The 19,083-nt window shown below is 45.3% G+C and carries 19 protein-coding genes, 1 tRNA gene and 1 pseudogene; 7 read left to right on the top strand and 14 right to left on the bottom strand.

Annotated features, from left to right (window positions below):
- Position 1: 1 nt before the first annotated feature.
- The 7 genes from AHMF7616_RS12575 to AHMF7616_RS12545 form a co-directional block, all read right to left on the bottom strand.
- Positions 2–295, bottom strand: coding sequence for a transposase (locus AHMF7616_RS12575; protein ID WP_115373199.1), 294 nt, complete (start codon positions 293–295; stop codon positions 2–4).
- 37 nt (positions 296–332) lie between these two features.
- Complete coding sequence (locus AHMF7616_RS12570; protein ID WP_115373198.1) at positions 333–554, bottom strand: 6-pyruvoyl trahydropterin synthase family protein; 222 nt, start codon at positions 552–554, stop codon at positions 333–335.
- Between the two features lie 132 nt (positions 555–686).
- Positions 687–1,571 (bottom strand): phosphorothioated DNA-binding restriction endonuclease, encoded by an 885-nt coding sequence (locus tag AHMF7616_RS12565; RefSeq protein WP_115373197.1) that lies wholly within the window; start codon positions 1,569–1,571, stop codon positions 687–689.
- A gap of 113 nt (positions 1,572–1,684) precedes the next feature.
- Positions 1,685–1,900, bottom strand: a complete 216-nt coding sequence (locus AHMF7616_RS12560) for an aldo/keto reductase (protein WP_115373196.1) — start codon at positions 1,898–1,900, stop codon at positions 1,685–1,687.
- Between the two features lie 37 nt (positions 1,901–1,937).
- Positions 1,938–2,303 carry a helix-turn-helix domain-containing protein gene (locus AHMF7616_RS12555; RefSeq protein ID WP_115373195.1) on the bottom strand — a complete coding sequence of 122 codons (366 nt, stop codon included), beginning with the start codon at positions 2,301–2,303 and terminating at the stop codon, positions 1,938–1,940.
- A 57-nt stretch (positions 2,304–2,360) separates the two neighbouring features.
- Positions 2,361–2,654 carry a type II toxin-antitoxin system HigB family toxin gene (locus AHMF7616_RS12550; RefSeq protein ID WP_115373194.1) on the bottom strand — a complete coding sequence of 98 codons (294 nt, stop codon included), beginning with the start codon at positions 2,652–2,654 and terminating at the stop codon, positions 2,361–2,363.
- Between the two features lie 125 nt (positions 2,655–2,779).
- The gene (locus tag AHMF7616_RS12545; protein WP_115375595.1) at positions 2,780–3,766 is read right to left on the bottom strand and encodes an aldo/keto reductase; all 987 of its coding nucleotides are present in this window, start codon (positions 3,764–3,766) and stop codon (positions 2,780–2,782) included.
- A 254-nt stretch (positions 3,767–4,020) separates the two neighbouring features.
- Between AHMF7616_RS12545 and AHMF7616_RS12540 the strand changes: the two genes are divergently transcribed.
- A complete protein-coding gene (locus tag AHMF7616_RS12540) occupies positions 4,021–4,878 on the top strand; it encodes an aldo/keto reductase (protein WP_115375594.1) in 858 nt (285 codons plus the stop codon).
- A 304-nt stretch (positions 4,879–5,182) separates the two neighbouring features.
- Here AHMF7616_RS12540 and AHMF7616_RS27135 read toward each other — a convergent pair.
- Together AHMF7616_RS27135 and AHMF7616_RS12525 are read right to left on the bottom strand one after the other, a co-directional pair.
- Positions 5,183–6,250, bottom strand: a pseudogene (locus AHMF7616_RS27135) (ISAs1 family transposase); the annotation flags it as partial.
- A gap of 125 nt (positions 6,251–6,375) precedes the next feature.
- Positions 6,376–8,967 carry a M1 family metallopeptidase gene (locus tag AHMF7616_RS12525; RefSeq protein ID WP_199474204.1) on the bottom strand — a complete coding sequence of 864 codons (2,592 nt, stop codon included), beginning with the start codon at positions 8,965–8,967 and terminating at the stop codon, positions 6,376–6,378.
- Positions 8,968–9,191: 224 nt separating this feature from the next.
- Between AHMF7616_RS12525 and pxpB the strand changes: the two genes are divergently transcribed.
- From pxpB to AHMF7616_RS12500, 4 genes are all read left to right on the top strand, one after another.
- Positions 9,192–9,938 carry a 5-oxoprolinase subunit PxpB gene (pxpB, locus tag AHMF7616_RS12520; RefSeq protein ID WP_115373190.1) on the top strand — a complete coding sequence of 249 codons (747 nt, stop codon included), beginning with the start codon at positions 9,192–9,194 and terminating at the stop codon, positions 9,936–9,938.
- Positions 9,928–10,935 carry a 5-oxoprolinase subunit C family protein gene (locus AHMF7616_RS12515; RefSeq protein WP_115373189.1) on the top strand — a complete coding sequence of 336 codons (1,008 nt, stop codon included), beginning with the start codon at positions 9,928–9,930 and terminating at the stop codon, positions 10,933–10,935. Before pxpB ends, AHMF7616_RS12515 begins: the two co-directional genes overlap by 11 nt.
- A 593-nt stretch (positions 10,936–11,528) precedes the next feature.
- Entirely contained in the window at positions 11,529–12,305 is a 777-nt protein-coding gene (pxpA, locus tag AHMF7616_RS12505) for a 5-oxoprolinase subunit PxpA (RefSeq protein WP_115373187.1), read from the top strand.
- Positions 12,302–13,495: an NRAMP family divalent metal transporter gene (locus AHMF7616_RS12500; protein WP_115373186.1), complete on the top strand. Its 1,194-nt coding sequence runs from the start codon at positions 12,302–12,304 to the stop codon at positions 13,493–13,495. The genes pxpA and AHMF7616_RS12500 overlap by 4 nt, the downstream gene beginning before the upstream one ends.
- A 120-nt stretch (positions 13,496–13,615) precedes the next feature.
- On the opposite strand, the gene AHMF7616_RS12495 is transcribed toward AHMF7616_RS12500, so the two are convergent.
- A complete protein-coding gene (locus tag AHMF7616_RS12495) occupies positions 13,616–14,062 on the bottom strand; it encodes a hypothetical protein (protein ID WP_115373185.1) in 447 nt (148 codons plus the stop codon).
- 204 nt (positions 14,063–14,266) lie between these two features.
- Here AHMF7616_RS12495 and AHMF7616_RS12490 point away from each other — a divergent pair, with 204 nt between their 5' ends.
- Both AHMF7616_RS12490 and AHMF7616_RS12485 read left to right on the top strand, forming a co-directional pair.
- Entirely contained in the window at positions 14,267–15,190 is a 924-nt protein-coding gene (locus tag AHMF7616_RS12490) for a M90 family metallopeptidase (RefSeq protein ID WP_199474203.1), read from the top strand.
- A 218-nt stretch (positions 15,191–15,408) separates the two neighbouring features.
- The gene (locus AHMF7616_RS12485) at positions 15,409–15,906 is read left to right on the top strand and encodes a nuclear transport factor 2 family protein (protein WP_115373184.1); all 498 of its coding nucleotides are present in this window, start codon (positions 15,409–15,411) and stop codon (positions 15,904–15,906) included.
- Between the two features lie 387 nt (positions 15,907–16,293).
- On the opposite strand, the gene pth is transcribed toward AHMF7616_RS12485, so the two are convergent.
- The 4 genes from pth to AHMF7616_RS12465 all read right to left on the bottom strand — a co-directional run bounded on the left by pth (position 16,294) and on the right by AHMF7616_RS12465 (position 19,042).
- Positions 16,294–16,857 carry an aminoacyl-tRNA hydrolase gene (gene pth, locus AHMF7616_RS12480; RefSeq protein WP_115375592.1) on the bottom strand — a complete coding sequence of 188 codons (564 nt, stop codon included), beginning with the start codon at positions 16,855–16,857 and terminating at the stop codon, positions 16,294–16,296.
- A gap of 228 nt (positions 16,858–17,085) precedes the next feature.
- Positions 17,086–17,655, bottom strand: coding sequence for a 50S ribosomal protein L25/general stress protein Ctc (locus tag AHMF7616_RS12475; RefSeq protein WP_115373183.1), 570 nt, complete (start codon positions 17,653–17,655; stop codon positions 17,086–17,088).
- A 215-nt stretch (positions 17,656–17,870) separates the two neighbouring features.
- Entirely contained in the window at positions 17,871–18,797 is a 927-nt protein-coding gene (locus AHMF7616_RS12470; RefSeq protein WP_115373182.1) for a ribose-phosphate pyrophosphokinase, read from the bottom strand.
- A 172-nt stretch (positions 18,798–18,969) separates the two neighbouring features.
- A tRNA-Gln gene (locus AHMF7616_RS12465) sits at positions 18,970–19,042 on the bottom strand.
- Positions 19,043–19,083: the final 41 nt, after the last annotated feature.

The raw sequence follows: 19,083 nt of genomic DNA, 5'->3' as shown, positions 1-19,083 counted from the left end.
TTTAAGTCTGTCGGCTGAAAATGGCTAACGCTTTTTTTAAAATGTCCCGCTCCAGCTCTAGTTCCCGGATGCGTCGCAGCAAAACCTGCTGGTCAGTAGTGGCGGATGCATTTTCTCTCCCAACTGCTCCTTTGTCTTCTTGACGACTCCGCCACCGATAGATGAGGTTCTCGCCAATGCCCAATGACTCGGCCACTTCTTTTACCGGCCGACCATTAGAAACCATCTGCAGTACTTGCTGCTTGAAATCAGCATCGTACTTGCGACGCTTTTCTGGAGTCTTTTTTTCTTTCATCTGGATTTGCTAAGTTAAGCAAATCAACTGTCCGTATTTAGTAGAGCATCTCAACTAGTGTAGCATGATCCCAAGCATCAATAAGTGGAGTTAAAATTCTTTTTATATCTGCAAAATCGACTAAAATACCTTCCGCATTAGGCGTTCCTTCTATTTGAATAATCATTGCATAGGAGTGCCCATGTAAATTCTTGCAGTTTCCTTTATGGTTGGGAAGTCGATGAGCACCTTCCCAACGAAATTGTTTTGCTATTTTCAAGATATTATTATTAAGTGGAATAAGACGAAATTAAAGTAAACACTTTAATAATCTTGGCTTAGATTAACTTTATAGTGATTCATTTACTCTTGACCTCCTTGATTAATAAGATAAAATAAAAAATAATATTTACTACTCCCGATACCCTCCCTTAAAAACCTCATTCACATGCCAAGCCGTAAAATCAGGATTGGGGTAAAAGGCTTTTTTCTGGGGTGGTTTAATGGATTTACCGTGATGCTGAATTAGCCACAAATCGGCACCTTGTCCGTTTACCTCATCTGAAACCAGCATTTTTAATTCGTGACTTACCGTAAAAGCTCCTAAGTCGAAAAGCTTATGGTGGGTGGCGCATAAGGCTAAACCGTTTACTTCTTCATCGGGGCCTCCGGCCTGGTGCCATTTAATATGGGCTGCTTCTAAAGCCAGTATTTTATTTTTCAGCCTAACACTAAAGCCACAAACGGCACATTGGTATTCATATGCTTTCAAGATGCTCTCCCGAAACATTGGGTCGCGTTTACGAAGTTGGTTTATACCAATAGGATTGATGGTAACATTTAGGCCAACTGCATCCAAAATATCCTGGTGAAGCGTTTTAGGAAAATTTTGATCTAATAGGAGTCTGGCAATTTCCGTTATTAGAAATGGATTTGCTTTCAGTTGCTGAATAACCTCATCCGGAAACTTTCCCTCCAAATTATTGGTGAGAAGATACTTAGCCGGGTAGTCTTGCTTCGTATTTAGTAATTCTGGTTTGTTAAACTGCCAAAGGTGATCATTTGCCAGTCTAATAAATGGGAAAGTAGTATAAATTGTTTTCCGGGGAGGTCCAAAATCTGCCAGCAAATTATTTAACCTCGGCTCGATAGAAGCATAAGAAATAAAGCCGGTGTTTCCACTTTGGATCTCTCCTAAAGCCAGAAGCATCAAAAGTGGTTTATGCGGCGCACGGGTCCCCTTACTTTGCCAGGTTTTAATTTTTTGAAACTGCTCTAGGATATATTGTTCTTCCATTCCTACGGTGTCCTTCCAAAGTACTTAGGAAATTTAAATATTCTTAATTTAAGTATGGTTAATTTAGAAATGAACTAATAAGCCTTAATGAGAAGCTTACTAATTTAACTCACCTACCAACTATAATACACTAAGGGCTTAATATTCGCCTCGTAAATGGCTTTTACTCCTCCCAATTGCTCCGGCGTGAGGTCGGGTACTTCCAGGGCTTGCAGGTTAGAGATCAGCTGGCTGGGTTTGGAGGCGCCCGGAATAATGCCGCTGACGGCCGCGTGCATTAATATCCAGCGCAGGGCTACGTGAGCTAAATTTTCCTGGTCCGAGAACAAATTTTTGATTTCCGAAATAGCTTACAGGCTCTAATTTCTAATGGACGGGTTCTGCTAACAAGATTTCGGCGGGAATGCCCAGGCCTCGGTGTAATTTCCGAGCCATTTCTATGGTTAACTCGCGGTGCCGATTTAGGATGCGGGATACGGCCGTTTTATCGCCTATAAACGGGATTAAATCTTTGTCTTTTAATCCCAGGTCGGCCATTCTTATTTTAATTGCTTTTATAGGGTCGGGATTTGGGATAGGATACTTTTCCGATTCGTATTCGCGCACCAGCAGCACCAATAGTTTTAATTCTTTCTCTTCGTCGGTGCTGGTATGGGCGTCAAAAATAACATCTATTCTGGCGAGAGCAGCTTCGTATTCCGCATCGTTCTCAATAATTTTATACATATTCATGATTTAAAAGCTTACAGTTTACGGGAGTTAGTTTTTGTTCAACCCAGATCGTACCTATTAAATAGTTTTGGCATCTATTCGGTCGTATTTTTTATGCGGTCCAAACCATTTTACCATTAAATTTTTGTGCGTGAAACTGATTCTTACAATTAAGCGATAATGATTGCCTTTTAAATTAAAAACAAACCGGTTATCACCTACTAAGTCAGCACTCGGGTAAGTTAGCCTCAATTCATTTATATTAGCCCAATTAGCTTTTTCTACCACCTTTACCCAAGTAAAAAGAGCATCGGCTGCATCCGGGTATTTAACAGCATACTCTCTTATGGTTTTGGTGGTAATAACATGCATAATCGGCCTTTATACCATAAAGATAAATTTAAGTTGACGTAAAAACAACTTTTTAGCATGTAAGTTGCCGCTCTGTCAACTTTATTTCTTATTCGGCCTATATTAACTTTTTGTAGAAAGCTTTCCTACCAATTATAATGCACCAGCGGCTTAATCTTCGCCTCGTAAATGGCTTTTACGCCTTCCCGTTGCTCCGGCGTGAGGTCGGGTACTTCCAGAGCTTGCAGGTTAGAGTAGAGCTGACTGGGTTTTGAAGCGCCTGGTATAATGCAGCTGACGGCCTCGTGCATTAATATCCAACGCAGGGCTACGGGGGCGAAATTTTGTTGATACGGGAACAGTTTTTTAATTTCTTCTACCGCTTCCAGGCCGGTATTATAATCGAGGCCCGAGAACGTTTCGCCTTTGTCGAAAGCTTCGCCGTTGCGGTTAAAATTGCGGTGATCGTCGGGGGCAAAGTTGGTTTCGGGGCGGAACTTACCGGTAAGCAGGCCGCTGGCCAGGGGCACCCGCACAATTACGCCAATGTCGCGGCGCTGAGCTTCCCGGAAAAATAACTCGGCGGGCCGTTGCCGGAACATGTTAAAAATAATCTGTACCGTGGTTACATTCAGGAATTCAATGGCTTTTAGGGCTTCTTCTACTTTTTCTACGCTCACGCCCATGTTTTGGATTTTACCTTCTTCTTTGAGCCGGTCGAACAGCTCAAATATTTCGGGTCGGTAATACACCTCGGTGGGCGGGCAGTGCAGTTGGATCAGGTCCAGGGTGTCGAGGCCCGTGTTGCGCAGGCTAGCTTCCACGAAAGCGCGCAACGCCTCGGGCGTATAGGCTTCGTTCACGTGCGGGTTCAGGCGGCGACCGCATTTGGTAGCCACGTATATCCATTCGGAGCGGGATTTTACCACCCGGCCCACGGCTTTTTCACTTTCGCCGTCGCCGTACACGTCGGCGGTATCAATAAAGTTAACCCCGGCATCCAGGGCGGCATTTAAAATCTGGTCGGCCGTGTCGTGGCTAAAGGGTTCGCCCCATTTGCCACCTACCTGCCAGGTGCCTAAACTTATTTCGGATACGTTAATGTTGGTTTTTCCTAATTTTCTGTATTTCATGCTTGTAACATTTACCATGTAGCAGTTACCATTTACCAATTAAAAGCGCACAAAGTTTAAGAATCTGATAGAACAGGGGCGTTAAAGATAAATGCTGCAGATAAGTTTATGCTTGTTCTCGCTTCATTCCCCGGATTGGTTAGTAGACTTTAGGAAAATTTAAAAATTTAATAATTCGCGGTAATCGTAAACAATTCAGCGTAAACAGCAGTATTACCCAGGTATTTTCTTAAATTTTTTAAATTTTGATGATTATGGCCAACGAAACAGCATCCTCGTTTTCGCCTACCTTTACCATTGGCGGCGATTTAACTATTAACCGGATGGGCTACGGCGCCATGCGGATCACCGGCGACGGCATCTGGGGCCCACCGAAAGACCACGATGAGAGCATCCGGGTTTTGCAAAAAGCAGTAGAACTGGGTATTAACTTTATTGATACCGCCGATAGCTACGGTCCGCACGTGTCGGAAGAACTCATTGCTGAGGCCCTGCACCCGTACCCGGCCGGACTGGTAATTGCCACTAAAGGCGGCTTACTCCGGACCGGTCCCAACCAGTGGCCCATTAACGCGCACCCCGACCATTTACGCGAAGCCCTGGAAGGCAGCTTGCAACGCCTAAAGCTAGACCAGATTGATCTGTACCAACTGCACCGCGTAGACCCCAATGTGCCTTTCGAGCAAACTTTGGAATTTTTGCAGCAAGTACAGGAACAAGGCCTGGTAAAACACATTGGCCTCTCCGAAGTAACGGTAGAGCAAATTAAAAAAGCTCAGGAATACGTAACCGTAGTGTCGGTGCAAAACATGTACAGCCTAGATAACCGCAAATGGGAAGCCGAACTGGAATATTGCCAGGAGCAGAACATGGCCTTTATTCCGTGGTACCCTTTGAGTGCCGGTAACTTGCGGGCTACCGAAATTATCGGCCAAGTAGCCCAGAAGTACGACGCCAGCCCCAACCAAATTGCCTTGAGCTGGTTGTTACACCACTCGCCCAACATTTTATTGATTCCGGGAACCTCCAAGGTAAAACACCTCGAAGAAAACTACCGCGCCGCTTCCATTCAGCTAAGCTCCGAAGATCTGGAGGTACTAAGTAATCTGTAATAGCGAAACGTACCGATAATAGCTGATTACACGGATTATTATCGGATTATATTTTTACCACAAGAAGCAGGTTCTGCGCAGCAGAATTCCGAAGCGGAACGAGGAAAGGACGAAAGAAGTAGTAGCCGCATCTCCTTCCCTGTTTTTAGGGGAGGTCCCAGGAGGGGGGAGGGGTTAAACAAGCCCCCGGAGCCAACTCAGCCGTGTCAAGCTAGATAGCACCAATGCCTGGAAAGATGCAATCTTTCCAAAGAAGAGCAGTAGAAATTCCTCCCCCAACCCCCTCCAAAGGGTAGGGCCGTTAAGTTCTAAAGAGCTTAGCCATGTTTATAACTTTATTAGCAAAATTCATAATAGCTTGTTTCATGGAACTGAAGCCGTTTTTACGCGCTAAGTTTAAAGCCATGTTCTTCAATAAAGACAGGTTTTCCGGTGCTTGTCCGCAACTAATTCTATTCTTGTCTTCTTTCAAAGTCACATCTTTCTCCCAATGCAGGCGGTTTTCAATTCCCCAATGTCCCCGAATAGCTTTAGCCAGCATCGCCGCCGGTGCTTTTTGATCGCTGCAAATGTAATAACTCGTCCGTTCAAAAGCTTGATGCTGCCGTTGTCCTTTCCGCACCAAGCGAATAAACCACGCCAGCCCCGGCCAATCGGCTTTTGCTTCGGCACTGGCCGGGTAGACGGCTACTACCCGTTGCACGAACCGTCCCCGGCTGCGCTCACTTTCTTGCCACTGTCCCATCGCCGGCGTACAGTTCGCTACCTGTTGCATAGCTATCAGCAACTTTGGCTGGTTACTTTTGACCTTAATGAGGTAGTGCTGCCGATTAGAAACAATGAGGGCTACTGTTTTTTTTGGCAATGCAACGCATCTAACGTCAGCAGCAAGCCACGTTGCTGCAAGCGGCTTAACAACGCCCGTACGCTGCTGATCTCACTTTGCTGCCCATTGTCGAACCGTTCTACTTCCTCCACCAGTCCTGTTTGCTGGCAGAAAGCGCTCACCAACACCACAAAGTTCTGCTGTTCGTTGTCATGTTCCCGAACCGTCGACTTGAGGCTCTTGCCATCGATACTGAGCCAACGCCCACCCTGATCTGGGACTCCTACCCAGCGGCGGAAAGCCTGAGCTAATGCTTTAAAATCAACGTGCATCAGCAATTGACGAATCGTTATATAACTGGGCACTTGTTTTCGGTTCAGTTCCAGGCAAGAGGCCAGTACTTCCCGGTTGTTTTGCAGGAACCTACCGATCTCCCGGTAAGCGCAATAGCCGCTCATGATGCTCATTACAATCATACTTAAGGTCTCCGCTAAAGGGTAGCGCCGCCCTTGGGCCCGCCGGAAATCGGGTACTTCCCGTAAACACGCTAGTAAACTAATGCTACTGGTCTCCATCTTTTTGCTTTTTTGCTAGTCCCTTTAGTTTACGTAATTTAGAACTTAACGGCCCTGCCTCCAAAGGGGGACATCCCACAACCAAAAAAAGACAAGCTATTTCCCAACTAACCGCTCTGCCCGAAACAAATCATCAGCGGCTTGTAAAATCTTGGCTTTTAATTTGGGATTATAATTTGGATGTTGTTGCAGGAAAGTCCGGACGGTGTTCGCGGCTGCGGGCGTTTGGTACGCACCGAAGGTGCCCTGCAGCCAGGCGTACGGAAAGAAAATATCGCCGGTTTTTTGAATTTCTTGCAATAAATCTAAGCTGGTAGCCAGGTATTTTTCGGAAGTTTGCTGGCGCAAGGGGTGGTGCAGGTAACTGAGGGCTGTAACTACCCAGGCTTCTTTTTCGCGGTTGGTCTCTTGCTGCAGCGACGCAAAAAAAGCATCGCGCTCGCTTGCCTCAGAAGCTAAAGCCGGCATTAAAAATTGCAAGCGCTGTTGGCGGTCGGGGTTTTTGATGCGGGCAAGTTGTTTTTTTAAAATTTGCGGACTATCCGTATAATCGCGAAGAGCAAGCGCTTGCGCCAAGGAGGTGTAATCATCTTCGGTGAGTTTTACGCCTGCGGGAGGCTGCTCTTGCTCCCAGATACGGTATAATTGCTTTTGCGCCGCAGCGGTGAGGGCGATACTCTGGTACGTTTTAAATAATAACTTTTTATTATTCGAGGCCGAAGCCTTTTCCATCGCTTGCCCTAATTCCTTTTCCAACTCTTCGGCCAGGGCGAGCCGATCGAGAGGTTTTACTAGTCGCCAGAAAATGTCGGTCAGGTTACTGGTTACTAGTTTTAAATTTAACTCTTCGGTTTCGTGGAGCAGGGCGGTGCGGTAAAAACCCAATAATCTATAAGGCGTAAGGCCGTGGCCATGGAGCATGTTCTCGTACAAACTAATATAGCCGGAAGCCCGGCTTACCGGGTTTTTTAAATTTGTGAGATCCTGGGCCCCTGCATCAGCAACAGGGAATACGCCGTAACCGGTACCGGAGCTATTAAACAAAATGAAACTAGGAGTGGCAGCCCCTGTGGCCTGTGGTACACTTACTTCGCGGGCATTCATGTTCACAGTGAGTTCCTGCAGCCGGTCGGGGTACACCAGGGTAATTTCAAATAGTTGGGGCCAGAGGCGATCGGAGTTGTCTTCGGCTTTTTGGGTTATTTTCAACTGTTTTATTTTGGAGCCGTCGGTTTGCAAATCGTAATTAAACACCGGCCGGCCGGCTTCATTTACCCAAACCTGATTCCAGGCCTGTAGGTCGGTAGGCGTATGGGCATCCAGAATTTGAATTAGATCGGGCCAGGTAGCGTTACCGAAAGCGTATTTTTTTAAATATTCCTGCAGCCCGGCTTTAAAAGCAGCTTCGCCCATGAGCCGTTCCAGTTGCCGCATCATTACGGGAGCTTTGTGGTAAATAATATTACCGTATAGGGTGCCGGCATCCTGCAAATTATCGAGCTGCTGCCGGATGGGGTTTGCCCCGACGGTGCGGTCTACGGCATAAGCGGCCGGCAAATGGTCCACCAGAAATTTTAAGTCGTAATTGGTATTGGCTTCGGCTACCTGGGTAATTTTATCGGCCATAAAATTGGCGAACACTTCTTTCATCCACACATCGTTGAACCATTGCATGGTTACCAAGTCGCCGAACCACATGTGCGCGGTTTCGTGCGAGATTACGCTGGAACGGGCTAGTTTCTGGTCCTGGGTTGCGCCTTCGTCTAAAAACAAGGCCGCAGCTTTGTAATCGATTGCGCCCACGTGTTCCATGCCGCCGTACTGAAAGTCCGGGATGGCCACAAAATCAAACTTTTGGAAAGGGTAGGAGATTTGCGTATAATCCTGCATAAACTGCAGCGCAGCGCCGTGAATCTGGAAAATAGGGTTTAGACTTAGTTGGAGCTTATCCGGATCCGTTTCGCGGTGCAAGAGCTGCATGGGCCGCCCGTACACCATTTGGCTTACTTGTTTAAATTTACCCGCCGCAAACGAAAACAAATAGGTGCTCATGGTATCGGAAGGTGCAAAGCGAAAAGTTTTGCTGTTTTCTCCGGCAGTAGAATCCAGCAGAGGCGCGTTGGTTACGGCTTGCCAACCTGGCGGAACCGTTAAGGTTAAAGTAAAACTGGCTTTCAGGTTAGGTTGATCAAACACGGGGAAAACGGTACGCGCCCGGTCGGGTACCAACAAGGTGTACAAGTAATCTTCGTTGCGGTTTAACGATAAATTGCCGGCGCTAAAAGCTATATTTATTGTATTCAGTCCTTTTTTTAAATTTTTAGCCGGAATAACCAAGTGTTCATTTTGATGCTGAATGGGAATAGCTTGGTCGTTTACCCGTACTGTTTGCAGGTGATCGGGTTTTTCTTTAAAATCAATTTGCAGCGGCGCGCCCGTTTTTTTCAGACAAAAGGTAATGGTTTCCTGGCCCGCAACAGGAGCGTTTTTCCCATCCCGAATAGTAAAATGCAAGATATAACCCAGCTGCCTAATCACAGCTTTCCGGTAATCCGCTAAAGGTTTGCTTACGCCGTTTTCCAGGGGTATACTTTGCGTAACCATCGTTTTTTTACTGCAAGCCATTCCGGCCAATACTACCAGGCTCAGGAGGCTTACGCTCCATAGGTGCATCCAATCTCTTCTCATACAGCCTTAAAAGTACACAGACCGTTTTTAATTTTTTAAATCTATTTTTACGATGGCTGTTGGGAATAAATAGATAAATGATTTTCTGCGGCTCTTTTAAAATTGCTTTTTCCCTATTATGGAGCAAACCAGCTTCGTTCTAATTTATTGCAGCGATAAAATATTGCAAGCACAGGTAAAATTTTAAAAAAATCCGTAAATAGGTAGGCTATTCTACCTGCCGTATGGGAAACTCATTGGAACCCGGGAATATACCGGCCGTAAACTTTTACCCCTTAGGCGATGCCGCCATAATCTTGGAGTTCGGCGACCATATTAACCGCCTGACGCATCAGCATATTCAAGCAACTACGGAGTTCCTGGATCAGCATCCGTTTCCGGGTTTGGTGGAATACGTTCCCGCTTTTACTACTTTAACCATTTTTTACGATCCCTGGATTGTAAGCCAGCGAGGATCACGGAATCCTTATGATGCGGTAATGGCTTATCTCGCCGAAATGCCTTATTTTGAAGAATCCAGCCCGGAAAAATCCGAATTAAAAGCAATAGAAATTCCCGTATGTTACGGCGGTAAATTTGGCCCGGACTTGCTCTACGTAGCCAATTTACACGGCTTAAAGCCAAAAGACATTATAAAGTTACATACCCAAACCACTTACCTGGTATATATGATTGGTTTTGCCCCGGGCTTTCCGTTTTTAGGAGGAATGAACCCCGCCATTGCGGCCCCGCGCAAAGACAAACCCCGGCCCCGGGTGCCCGCTGGTTCGGTGGGTATTGCCGGTAAACAAACCGGCGTGTACCCCATTCAAACGCCGGGTGGTTGGCAACTAATCGGCCAAACGCCCTTATTGTTGTTTAATCCGCACCGCGACCGGCCAAGTTTATTGCAACCCGGCGACCAAGTACAGTTTGTGGCCATTACCGAAAAACAGTTTACAAAAAAGAAGGAGGCTACCCATGAGCATTAAAATTATGGGTTCGGGCTTGCTGACTACCATCCAGGATGCGGGCCGGTTTGGCTACCGGAAAGAAGGAATAATAGTAAGCGGCCCGATGGATGCTGTTGCCTTGCGGATTGCCAATTTATTAGTGGGCAACGAAGAAAGGGCTGCTGCTCTTGAAACTACCTTCCTGGGTCCTAAAATATACTTTGAGGCAGATCATTTACTGGCGATAACCGGTGGCGACTTAACCCCTATGCTCAACGGCGAAAAAGTAAAAATGTGGCGCCCCATACGCGTGTCGGCGGGTAGTTTGCTGCAATTTAGCGCTCCGAAGCAGGGGAGCCGGGCTTACGTAGCCATATCCGGAAGCTTTACTTTACCAAAAGTACTAGGGAGTTATGCCACTTTTTTAAGAGCCAACATAGGTGGTTTTCAAGGACGGGCTTTGCAGGTGGGAGATGAATTAATTTGTCCGGGTGCTACTTCCGTGGGAGAGCAAATGCTCCAAAATCTTGCCTATAAACCGTCAATAGGTGGTTTCGGGCAAACCTCCTGGACCATTCCGCCCCGGCTGCTACCGGCTCTGCAAACCCGCTCTACGGTGCGGGTACTTAAGGGACCGGAATATGCTTGGTTCACGCAGGCGAGCCAAGAGGCATTCTGGAATCAGGAATTTATCGTTACCACCGATTCCGACCGCATGGGTTATCGCTTACAAGGCGAGCCTTTGCGCCTGCAGGAGCCCCAAGAAATGATCTCCAGCGCGGTTGCTTTTGGTACCATCCAGGTGCCGCCCGAAGGGCACCCCATTGCCTTACTCGCCGACCACCAAACCACCGGCGGTTACCCCCGCATTGGCCAGGTTATTACCGCGGATTTCTCCACGTTGGCCCAAGTGCCCATGGGGCAAAAAATCTGTTTCCGGGAAGTAACGTTGCCGGAAGCCCACTTTCTTTATATTCAGCAAGAACAACAAATGCAGGCGATCAAACAGGCTATTGGTTACAAAGTTCGATTCTAACGCAACTTTTACTGCGAGCTTGGAGTGGCATTTTTAAAGTAAGAGCTGGCCTCCATCCTGCATTGCTATCTTGTTTAAAAATTAACTGTTTACTCCATAACCAGCGGGTTTTCTAAACCCTTCTACCCTCCGGGCAAGCCAAAAACAAGGACGGGAAGGCAGCTAATCCTATTTTCTTCTTTCTTCGCTTCGCTGCGGAATGTGGTTCCACGCCACAACGCACCTTTGAAGAGCTTTTTGAGCCAAACGGAGGTTGTTTGCTTTTTGCAGTTGGTTATAAGTTAATCTTGGGTTATGGTAATTTTAAAATATATTACCTTCGTTCTGAAAGGTAAAAAGTTGATTGGAATCGAATAAAGCATAGCATAAATTCAGAATAAAAGTGGAGTGCATGGTCATCCCGAGCTGGGTGATAGCACTAGCGGCAAGCACCGCCGGTTGGAAACCGGCCCACCTAAAAAACAACCTTTCCACCATAATCAACTTTTATTAGGTCAGGAGCCTTTTTTAAGCGTAACTTTTTATCTTGTTCCGGTAAAAATCAGGAGCTTTCAAGTAAAAAATTTAAAAAAAACAATTTTCAAACGCCCGACATGAATAAAACACGAGAGGTTGATTTAAACTGTGATTTAGGAGAAAGTTTTGGTGCCTACCAGCTCGGCAACGACGAAGCCATTTTACCTTACATTAGCTCGGTAAATATTGCGTGCGGCTTTCATGCCGGCGATCCGACGGTTATGAAAAAAACCGTACACCTAGCTTTACAGCATGGCATTGCCATTGGGGCGCATCCGGGTCTGCCCGATCTGGTAGGTTTTGGCCGGCGCGCATTAGCTATTTCTCCCGAAGAAGCTTACGATATGGTGGTGTACCAGGTGGGGGCTTTGGCGGGTTTTGTAAAAGCAGCGGGTGCTACCTTGCACCACGTGAAACCCCACGGGGCCCTTTACAACATGGCTGCTGTAAACCCATGGCTCGCGCAAGCCATTGCCGAAGCTGTATACCACACCCATCCGGAAGTTATTTTGTACGGTTTGGCCAACAGTGCTTTCATAAAGGCCGGGAAAGAAGTCGGCTTGCTGGTAGCCAGTGAAGTTTTCGCCGACCGCACCTATCAACCAGATGGTACGTTAATCCCTCGGCGGCACCCCCAAGCCCTGATCACCGATGAGAAAGAAGCTATCAGCCAAGTGCTGCAAATGGTGAAAACAAATTCCGTTAAAACCTTAACAGGCAATTTTATTCCGATCCAGGCCGACACGGTATGTATCCACGGCGATGGCCCACACGCCGTGGCTTTTGCTCAGAAAATTAAAAAAGCCTTGCTGCAGGAAAATATCGGCATCCGGGCCAGCGGTAAGTCCTCATGAAAACAAAATTAAAGGGGGAGGTGTTGCTGGGAGCCGCGTTTTTAATGGCTACTTCGGCGGTTGGCCCCGGCTTTTTAACGCAAACTACCGTTTTTACGCAGTCTTTGGGGGCCAGCTTTGGCTTCGTAATTCTGGTTTCGGTTATCATTGATGTGGGAGTGCAGCTCAACATTTGGCGTGTAATAGCGGTGGCCCAGCAGAGGGCCCCGGAAATTGCTAATGCCGTGTTGCCGGGTTTAGGTGTTTTTATTTCCATTTTAATTGTAACCGGTGGATTGGCTTTCAACATTGGCAATGTGGCGGGGGCCGGATTAGGTTTGCAGGTTTTAACGGGCATCTCGCCGGAGTTGGGAGCTGTTGTATCGGCCGGGGCAGCCATTGGTATTTTTATGGTGAAAGAAGCCGGCAAAGCCATGGATAGACTCGCCCAACTTTTAGGTTTGCTCATGATCCTGTTGATCTTGTACGTGGTTTTTACCGCCAAGCCCCCGCTACAGGAAGCTGTGGTTAAAACCTTATTGCCCGATAAAGTAGAGGTAATAACCATTATTACCTTGGTAGGAGGTACAGTGGGTGGCTATATTACCTTTGCCGGCGGCCATCGTTTACTGGATGCCGGCGTAAAGGGCAGCCAGGCGTTGCCCCAGGTTATAACCAGTGCTATTTCGGGAATTGCCGTTGCTTCGTTCATTCGTATATTGTTATTTTTAGCTTCGCTAGGAGTAGTGGCGCAAGGTTTAGTGATAGATGCGGCTAATCCGCCGGCCTCGGTTTTTGCTTTAGCCGCCGGCCAAATCGGCTATAAACTGTTCGGGATAGTCATGTTTGCAGCGGCTATTACCTCCGTTGTTGGCTCAGCTTATACTTCCGTATCTTTTATAAAATTTTTTCATCCCGCTATTCCCCAACATGAGAATAAAGTTATTATTGGGTTTATTCTGGTTTCTACACTTATATTTATTTCGGTAGGTAAACCGGTTATGTTGCTTATTTTGGCCGGGGCGCTTAATGGGTTTATTTTACCTATAACTTTAGGGATTATATTAGTAGCCGCATACCGCAGCAGCGTAGTGGGTAATTACCGCCATCCCACCTGGCTCACTATTTTTGGCGTAGCCGTGGTTCTAATAATGGCCTGGATGAGCGGACACGTTTTTTGGAGTCAACTGCCACGTTTATTTTCCGGGTAATTAGTAAAGCGAATACTCTTAAAAATTTAAAAATTCGTACTTGGGAATAGCATCTTTCAGGTTTTTGAAGACGATAAACGGGAAACCGGGTTTAAATAACTGCCAAGTAGCCGTATTTTTTTAATCTTTGGTAAACAATCCTTGCGTTGCGATTTTGGTAGTTTCGTCCATTTCGTGGATCTGGCTAAGTACTTCTATGACCGCCATTAATCCGTTAAACATGCGTTCCTCTTGGGTTTTGGCAAACCTGGCTCTTTCAAAAGCATATTCGATCCGGGCCAGTTCTTGCCAAGTATAGCCGGTGGCATTTATCTGTTCTTTAGCCGGACCACTGTAGTTCCAGGGACGTCTTACCTGGGCAATTTCAAAGCTTACCGTCACAAATACCTGGGGCCAGGCCACTTGCTTGCCGATCCATTTTAAATTTTTATCGTATTTTAGGTGCATATTGGCGGCTATTATGTTGCCAACCGCACAAGCGTGGCAGTTTCCTTGTACCAGCGAATTATCTAGATACGCATTCACCAGTATCTTAACAGTGTGGTCAAAAAGTTCTTTGTTTTTCATGGCGGTACATTTTTAAATTTTTACGAAACTGTAGAGGTAAGCCGCTGATTAAAAGCCTGTTTTTATATTTCGTTAAAGCTGTAAATAAGTTTCGACAGTACGCCGGAATGTTTTGTAATTTATTAAAATGTTCGGCTTACCGGAAATTTAAATTTTTTAGAATTAAAATTATTTAGCTACCCACCTCAGACATTAATGGCTATAATGCATTCAGATAAACAAGCAGATTTTACGTCTTACTACCAACAGGTAATAAAACAACAGCAAAAAACTGCTTTGTTATTGGCGGGCGGATTAATGCTTTTTATGCTGAGCATAGGAATTTTTAGTAAAGCCTTACCGGCTTTTATCTTGGGAGCCATTGGTTTGCTGTTAATTTTTATGGTGTACCGGCATTATACCCGAAAGTATTTCCGGCGATTGGCTTTAATCGGTAAATCTTTTCCGGACAATTGGCATCAATATTTAGAAAGCAACGCAACTTTTTACGCGCAATTAAACCAAGTTCAAAAGCAACAATTTCAAACGAGGGTACAGTTTTTCTTGGCGGAGAAAAAGATAGAAGGCATTGAAACCAGTATAAACGACGAAATCCGGTTGCTCGTGGCGGCTAGTGCTATTATACCCACGTTTGCTTTTCCGTTTTACGATTATTCTAACCTCCGGCAAGTGCTCCTTTATTCAAATTCTTTCAATCAAAGTTTTGATACAGAAAACGCCGCCGGAGAAAACCGGAACATCGCGGGTATGGTTGGCAATGGTTTCCTGAATGGCACTCTGCTTTTATCGAAGCCCGATTTAGTAGCGGGGTTTAAAGGCAAGAACCTGCATAATGTAGGCATTCACGAGTTTGTGCATTTATTGGATATGGCCGATGGCGCCGTAGATGGTTTGCCGGAGATATTTTTAGCGCATAGTTACGCGGTTCCCTGGCTTCAGGTAATACAAGCGGAAGTTAGAAAAATCCGGAAAGGTAAATCGGATATTAACCCTTATGGCTTAACCAACAACGCCGAGTTTTTGGCGGTAGTAAGCGAATACTTTTTTGATAATCCCGAGAAAATGGAAGCGGCGCATCCGGAGCTGTATCAATACCTGTGTACCATATTTCACCAGAATCCGGCTTAGTATCTAGTGGATTTTACCCGGTTAAAACTTTTAAAGATGGCAGGATAAATTTGCCAGGTTGTAGATTTTTAGTTCTTTTTTTAAATTTTAAGCTTGCTGCATCTTTTGTAAGCACTTTTTACGCGAAACAGGAAAGTATTTTAAATCAAGGGCGTTTGTTTATATTTAATCTTAAAGTGGTTAAACCACCACAACTTGCTATTTTACTGTTCTAACCAATGAAGAAATTTACTTTGTTCTTCTTAGCCTTATTGACTTTCTGGCAAGCAAGCGCCCAAACGAAAACAGCCCCGAATATAGCTGTCGATAAAAAAGCTATAGAGGCAGCGGTCAAAACTTTATTTGATAGCATGCTGGCCAGCGATACCGTTAAAGCTAGGTCCGTGATGGCTCCTAATTTGCGCATAATTGTTATTGGGAAAAGTCCGGAAGGAGCCGTAACTACCCGCGAAACTACCGGCAAGCAGTTTTTAGCTACGCTGGCTTCCCAACCGGCCCAAACCATGGATGAACGTTACTGGGATAGCCAGGTGCAAATTAACGGCGATCTGGCTTCGTTCTGGTGCGAGTATGCTTTCTTTAATGCCGGTAAATTCAGCCATTGCGGCGTAGACGTGTTTCAGTTGTACCGCTCCTCCCAAGGGTGGAAAATTGTGAATCTGGCTTATAACATGCGCCGCGAAAACTGCGACATGCAAGCCATTCCGCCCAAGTAAACTTTGGAATTATTCTATCTTGCTTTGATTTTAATCAGGAAATTTAAAAAAAATAATTCTTTCTGACTAACCAGATTTACCAAGCAATACTAGCAATTGGAAAACAGTAGAAACACCGAAATTTTTAAAATTTTAAACTTTTAGAATGGCAATGGTAATGATTGGTGCCGACCATGCCAACGTTTGTGTCTTTACAAACGGCTTCAGGAGGCAATTTTAGAAATTCCTGATTTTTAAAAGCTGGTCTGTTTTGAATATAAGACTATTAACACTTTAGCTCTCTTCCGAACCAGACTTACTGGTTCCTGCTTTCCTTTTGCCTAGAGCAGAAACGTAAAAATTTAAAAATTCCGGTTTAATTAAATCGCCAGCCGAAGAATTGTTCAATTACTTCGTATTATAGAAGTTCATGGTGCGTTCCAGACCAATCGTGCCAAAAGAGATACTCATGTCGGCCGCTTTTTCTATTAAGAGAGACAATTCCACTTGTTCATCCGCGGTAAACGGACTTAAAACATAATCTACCTGCCGGCCTTTGGCGAATTGGGCATCCACGCCAAAACGCAACCGCGGGTATTCATTACTGCCGAGCGTTTCCTCAATGTGTTTCAGACCGTTATGCCCACCGGCGGATCCTTTGGCCCGCATACGCAATTTGCCAAATGGTAAAGCCAAATCATCGGTGATAACGAGCATCTGGTTAGCTGGAATTTTTAAAATATTCAACCAATGACTTACGGCTTTGCCGCTTAAATTCATGTAAGTAGTGGGTTTTACTAAGGTAAAAGAGCGGCCTTTCGTTTTTATTTCCGTCACAAAGGAGTGCCGTCCGGTATCAAAGGTAGCCTCGTTTTTTTTTGCCAGGTAATCCAGTACCATAAAACCAATGTTGTGGCGCGTGTTGGCGTATTCGGGGCCAATATTACCTAAGCCAACGAGTAAGTATTTCATATCTAAGGTTACTTCATTACCAACAAAAGGCTTGGTTGAGGAGCCAGCCAACAGATGTAGTAAATTTTTTAAAAAATTAATCAAAAGTGCAAATGCTATTTTTGGAATACGAATTAGAAAATGCTTATAATGTAAAAAAGTATTACCGGCCCTTTACCAACAAATATTAAAGCAAAAATCCCATCGGCAGAACACAGATGGGATTTAAAAAAACAGATGAATAATAAATTATTTCTCGTTTACCTGTTGCTTGAGCGCCCGTGGAATGGCTACGGTAGCTACCGGGGAAGCCGGGTTAGATAAAATCGTATAGTTCGCCGGCTGAATTTTGTTAACCTTTACCGAACGACCTAATTCTAAATCCGAAATATCCACGTCAATATAATCGGGCAAGTTAGCCGGTAAAGCTTTAATTTTAAGCTTCCGCAGTTTAGTAACCAGTTTACCCCCGGCTAATACACCTGGCGAAACGCCGGTAAAACGAACCGGAACATCAATTTTCACTTCTTTTTCGTCGTTCAGTTCCAGAAAATCTACGTGTAGCAACATTTCGTTTACTGGATGAAACTGAAGGTCTTGCATCACGGCCCGGTAATGCGCGCCTTCTATATTTAAATCCACGATGTGTACTTCCGGAGAATACACTAAATCGCGAAATAAAATAGCCGGTGAATAAAAAGTAACTTGCTCCGAACCCCCGTACAATACACACGGTACATTTGCTTCGGCGCGCAGATCCTTGGAATCTTTTTTACCGAGATTTGCTCTTTTAAACCCTATAATCTCTAAAGTTTTCATTAATAAATAAATTATTTGTTTGTATGTAGTCGAAAAATCATGGTCGACTTTCCATGTTTATTTTTAGTCCATAGTCCACAGCAAATAGACCACAGTTAAATTGTTTTATTGTTAAATGGCTAAAAAATCTCAGATAATTAATTTTCCAACCTTCTAACTTTTCAAGCTTCCAACTTGTAACCTATAACTTGCAACCTGCAACCTGCAGCAACCATTTACAAAAACAGTGAACTGATAGATTCGTGGGTGACCACGTTGCTAATAGCCCGGGCAAATAAATCGGCGAACGATAAAACTTTAATTTTCGACGACTCCTGGCGTAAAGGAATCGTGTTGGAAACTACTAATTCCTCTAATACGGAGTTTTCGACGCGCTCGTAAGCCGGACCCGATAAAACGGCATGCGTAGCGATGGCCCGTACGCTTTTGGCTCCTTTCTCTTTTAATAAATTAGCGGCCAACGTAATCGTACCGGCAGTATCTACCATATCATCCACCAGAATAACGTCCATGCCTTCCACATTCCCGATTACCTGCATGCTGGCTACTTCGTTGGCGCGGGCGCGGTGTTTGTCGCACACGACCAATTCGGCTCCAAAACGCTTCGCAAAGGTACGGGCGCGCACTAAACCGCCCACATCTGGGGAAGCAAAAATTAAATTATCCAGATTCAGGTTTTTAATGTAGGGCACAAAAATAGCGGAACCATCCAGGTGATCTACGGGAATATCGAAGAAGCCTTGAATTTGGCCAGCGTGTAAATCGCAGGTCATTAACCGATCGGCACCGGCGGCTTGTATCGCATCGGCTACTACTTTAGCCCCAATGGCTACCCGGGGTTTATCTTTCCGGTCCTGGCGGGCGTAGCCGTAATAAGGCACCACTACCGCTACCTGCGTGGCCGATGCCCGCTTAGCAGCGTCTACCATCAGCATTAATTCCATTAGATTATCGGAAGGCGGAAAAGTAGACTGAATCAGGAAAACGTGGCAACCGCGCACCGATTCGTTGAAGCTGGCCGAGATTTCTCCGTCGCTAAATTTTTGTAAGCTGATGTCTCCCAGCGTAGTGCCGTAGGCGGCGGCAATTTTTTCGGCCAGTTGGACCGATTGCGAACCTGAAAAAATTTTGACCTGCGCCATTTTTAAAAACTAAGGATTATAATTAAGATGTACGATGGAGCGACAAAAGTACAGGATAAACCACAATCGTGTACGCACTATTTTTATTTAATTACAACCCGGCTATTAACAAAATTAACAATGCGCGTCGTTCGGAAAAACCAAATTGGCACATTGTTAATTTCTATTTTCGTTGTCCGACCAGGTTTCGAACCTGGACTCTTCTGAACCAAAATCAGACGTGTTGCCAGTTACACCATCGGACAATTTCCCACCCTTTTACCGTTTGGGAGCACAAATATACGGT

Source organism: Adhaeribacter pallidiroseus, assembly GCF_003340495.1.
GTDB classification, from domain to species: Bacteria; Bacteroidota; Bacteroidia; order Cytophagales; family Hymenobacteraceae; genus Adhaeribacter; species Adhaeribacter pallidiroseus.
The sequence above is the reverse complement of the archived record's forward strand: the minus strand, read 5'-3'. Positions and strand labels throughout refer to the sequence as shown.

Excerpts from the sequence above, each read along its gene's own strand:
- AHMF7616_RS12575 (WP_115373199.1), bottom strand. The coding sequence starts at position 295 with ATGAAAGAAAAAAAGACTCCAGAAAAGCGTCGCAAGTACGATGCTGAT.
- AHMF7616_RS12565 (WP_115373197.1), bottom strand. The coding sequence starts at position 1,571 with ATGGAAGAACAATATATCCTAGAGCAGTTTCAAAAAATTAAAACCTGG.
- AHMF7616_RS12555 (WP_115373195.1), bottom strand. The coding sequence starts at position 2,303 with ATGAATATGTATAAAATTATTGAGAACGATGCGGAATACGAAGCTGCT.
- AHMF7616_RS12550 (WP_115373194.1), bottom strand. The coding sequence starts at position 2,654 with ATGCATGTTATTACCACCAAAACCATAAGAGAGTATGCTGTTAAATAC.
- AHMF7616_RS12545 (WP_115375595.1), bottom strand. The coding sequence starts at position 3,766 with ATGAAATACAGAAAATTAGGAAAAACCAACATTAACGTATCCGAAATA.
- AHMF7616_RS12540 (WP_115375594.1), top strand. The coding sequence starts at position 4,021 with ATGGCCAACGAAACAGCATCCTCGTTTTCGCCTACCTTTACCATTGGC.
- AHMF7616_RS12525 (WP_199474204.1), bottom strand. The coding sequence starts at position 8,967 with ATGAGAAGAGATTGGATGCACCTATGGAGCGTAAGCCTCCTGAGCCTG.
- pxpB (WP_115373190.1), top strand. The coding sequence starts at position 9,192 with ATGGGAAACTCATTGGAACCCGGGAATATACCGGCCGTAAACTTTTAC.
- AHMF7616_RS12515 (WP_115373189.1), top strand. The coding sequence starts at position 9,928 with ATGAGCATTAAAATTATGGGTTCGGGCTTGCTGACTACCATCCAGGAT.
- pxpA (WP_115373187.1), top strand. The coding sequence starts at position 11,529 with ATGAATAAAACACGAGAGGTTGATTTAAACTGTGATTTAGGAGAAAGT.
- AHMF7616_RS12500 (WP_115373186.1), top strand. The coding sequence starts at position 12,302 with ATGAAAACAAAATTAAAGGGGGAGGTGTTGCTGGGAGCCGCGTTTTTA.
- AHMF7616_RS12495 (WP_115373185.1), bottom strand. The coding sequence starts at position 14,062 with ATGAAAAACAAAGAACTTTTTGACCACACTGTTAAGATACTGGTGAAT.
- AHMF7616_RS12490 (WP_199474203.1), top strand. The coding sequence starts at position 14,267 with ATGCATTCAGATAAACAAGCAGATTTTACGTCTTACTACCAACAGGTA.
- AHMF7616_RS12485 (WP_115373184.1), top strand. The coding sequence starts at position 15,409 with ATGAAGAAATTTACTTTGTTCTTCTTAGCCTTATTGACTTTCTGGCAA.
- pth (WP_115375592.1), bottom strand. The coding sequence starts at position 16,857 with ATGAAATACTTACTCGTTGGCTTAGGTAATATTGGCCCCGAATACGCC.
- AHMF7616_RS12475 (WP_115373183.1), bottom strand. The coding sequence starts at position 17,655 with ATGAAAACTTTAGAGATTATAGGGTTTAAAAGAGCAAATCTCGGTAAA.
- AHMF7616_RS12470 (WP_115373182.1), bottom strand. The coding sequence starts at position 18,797 with ATGGCGCAGGTCAAAATTTTTTCAGGTTCGCAATCGGTCCAACTGGCC.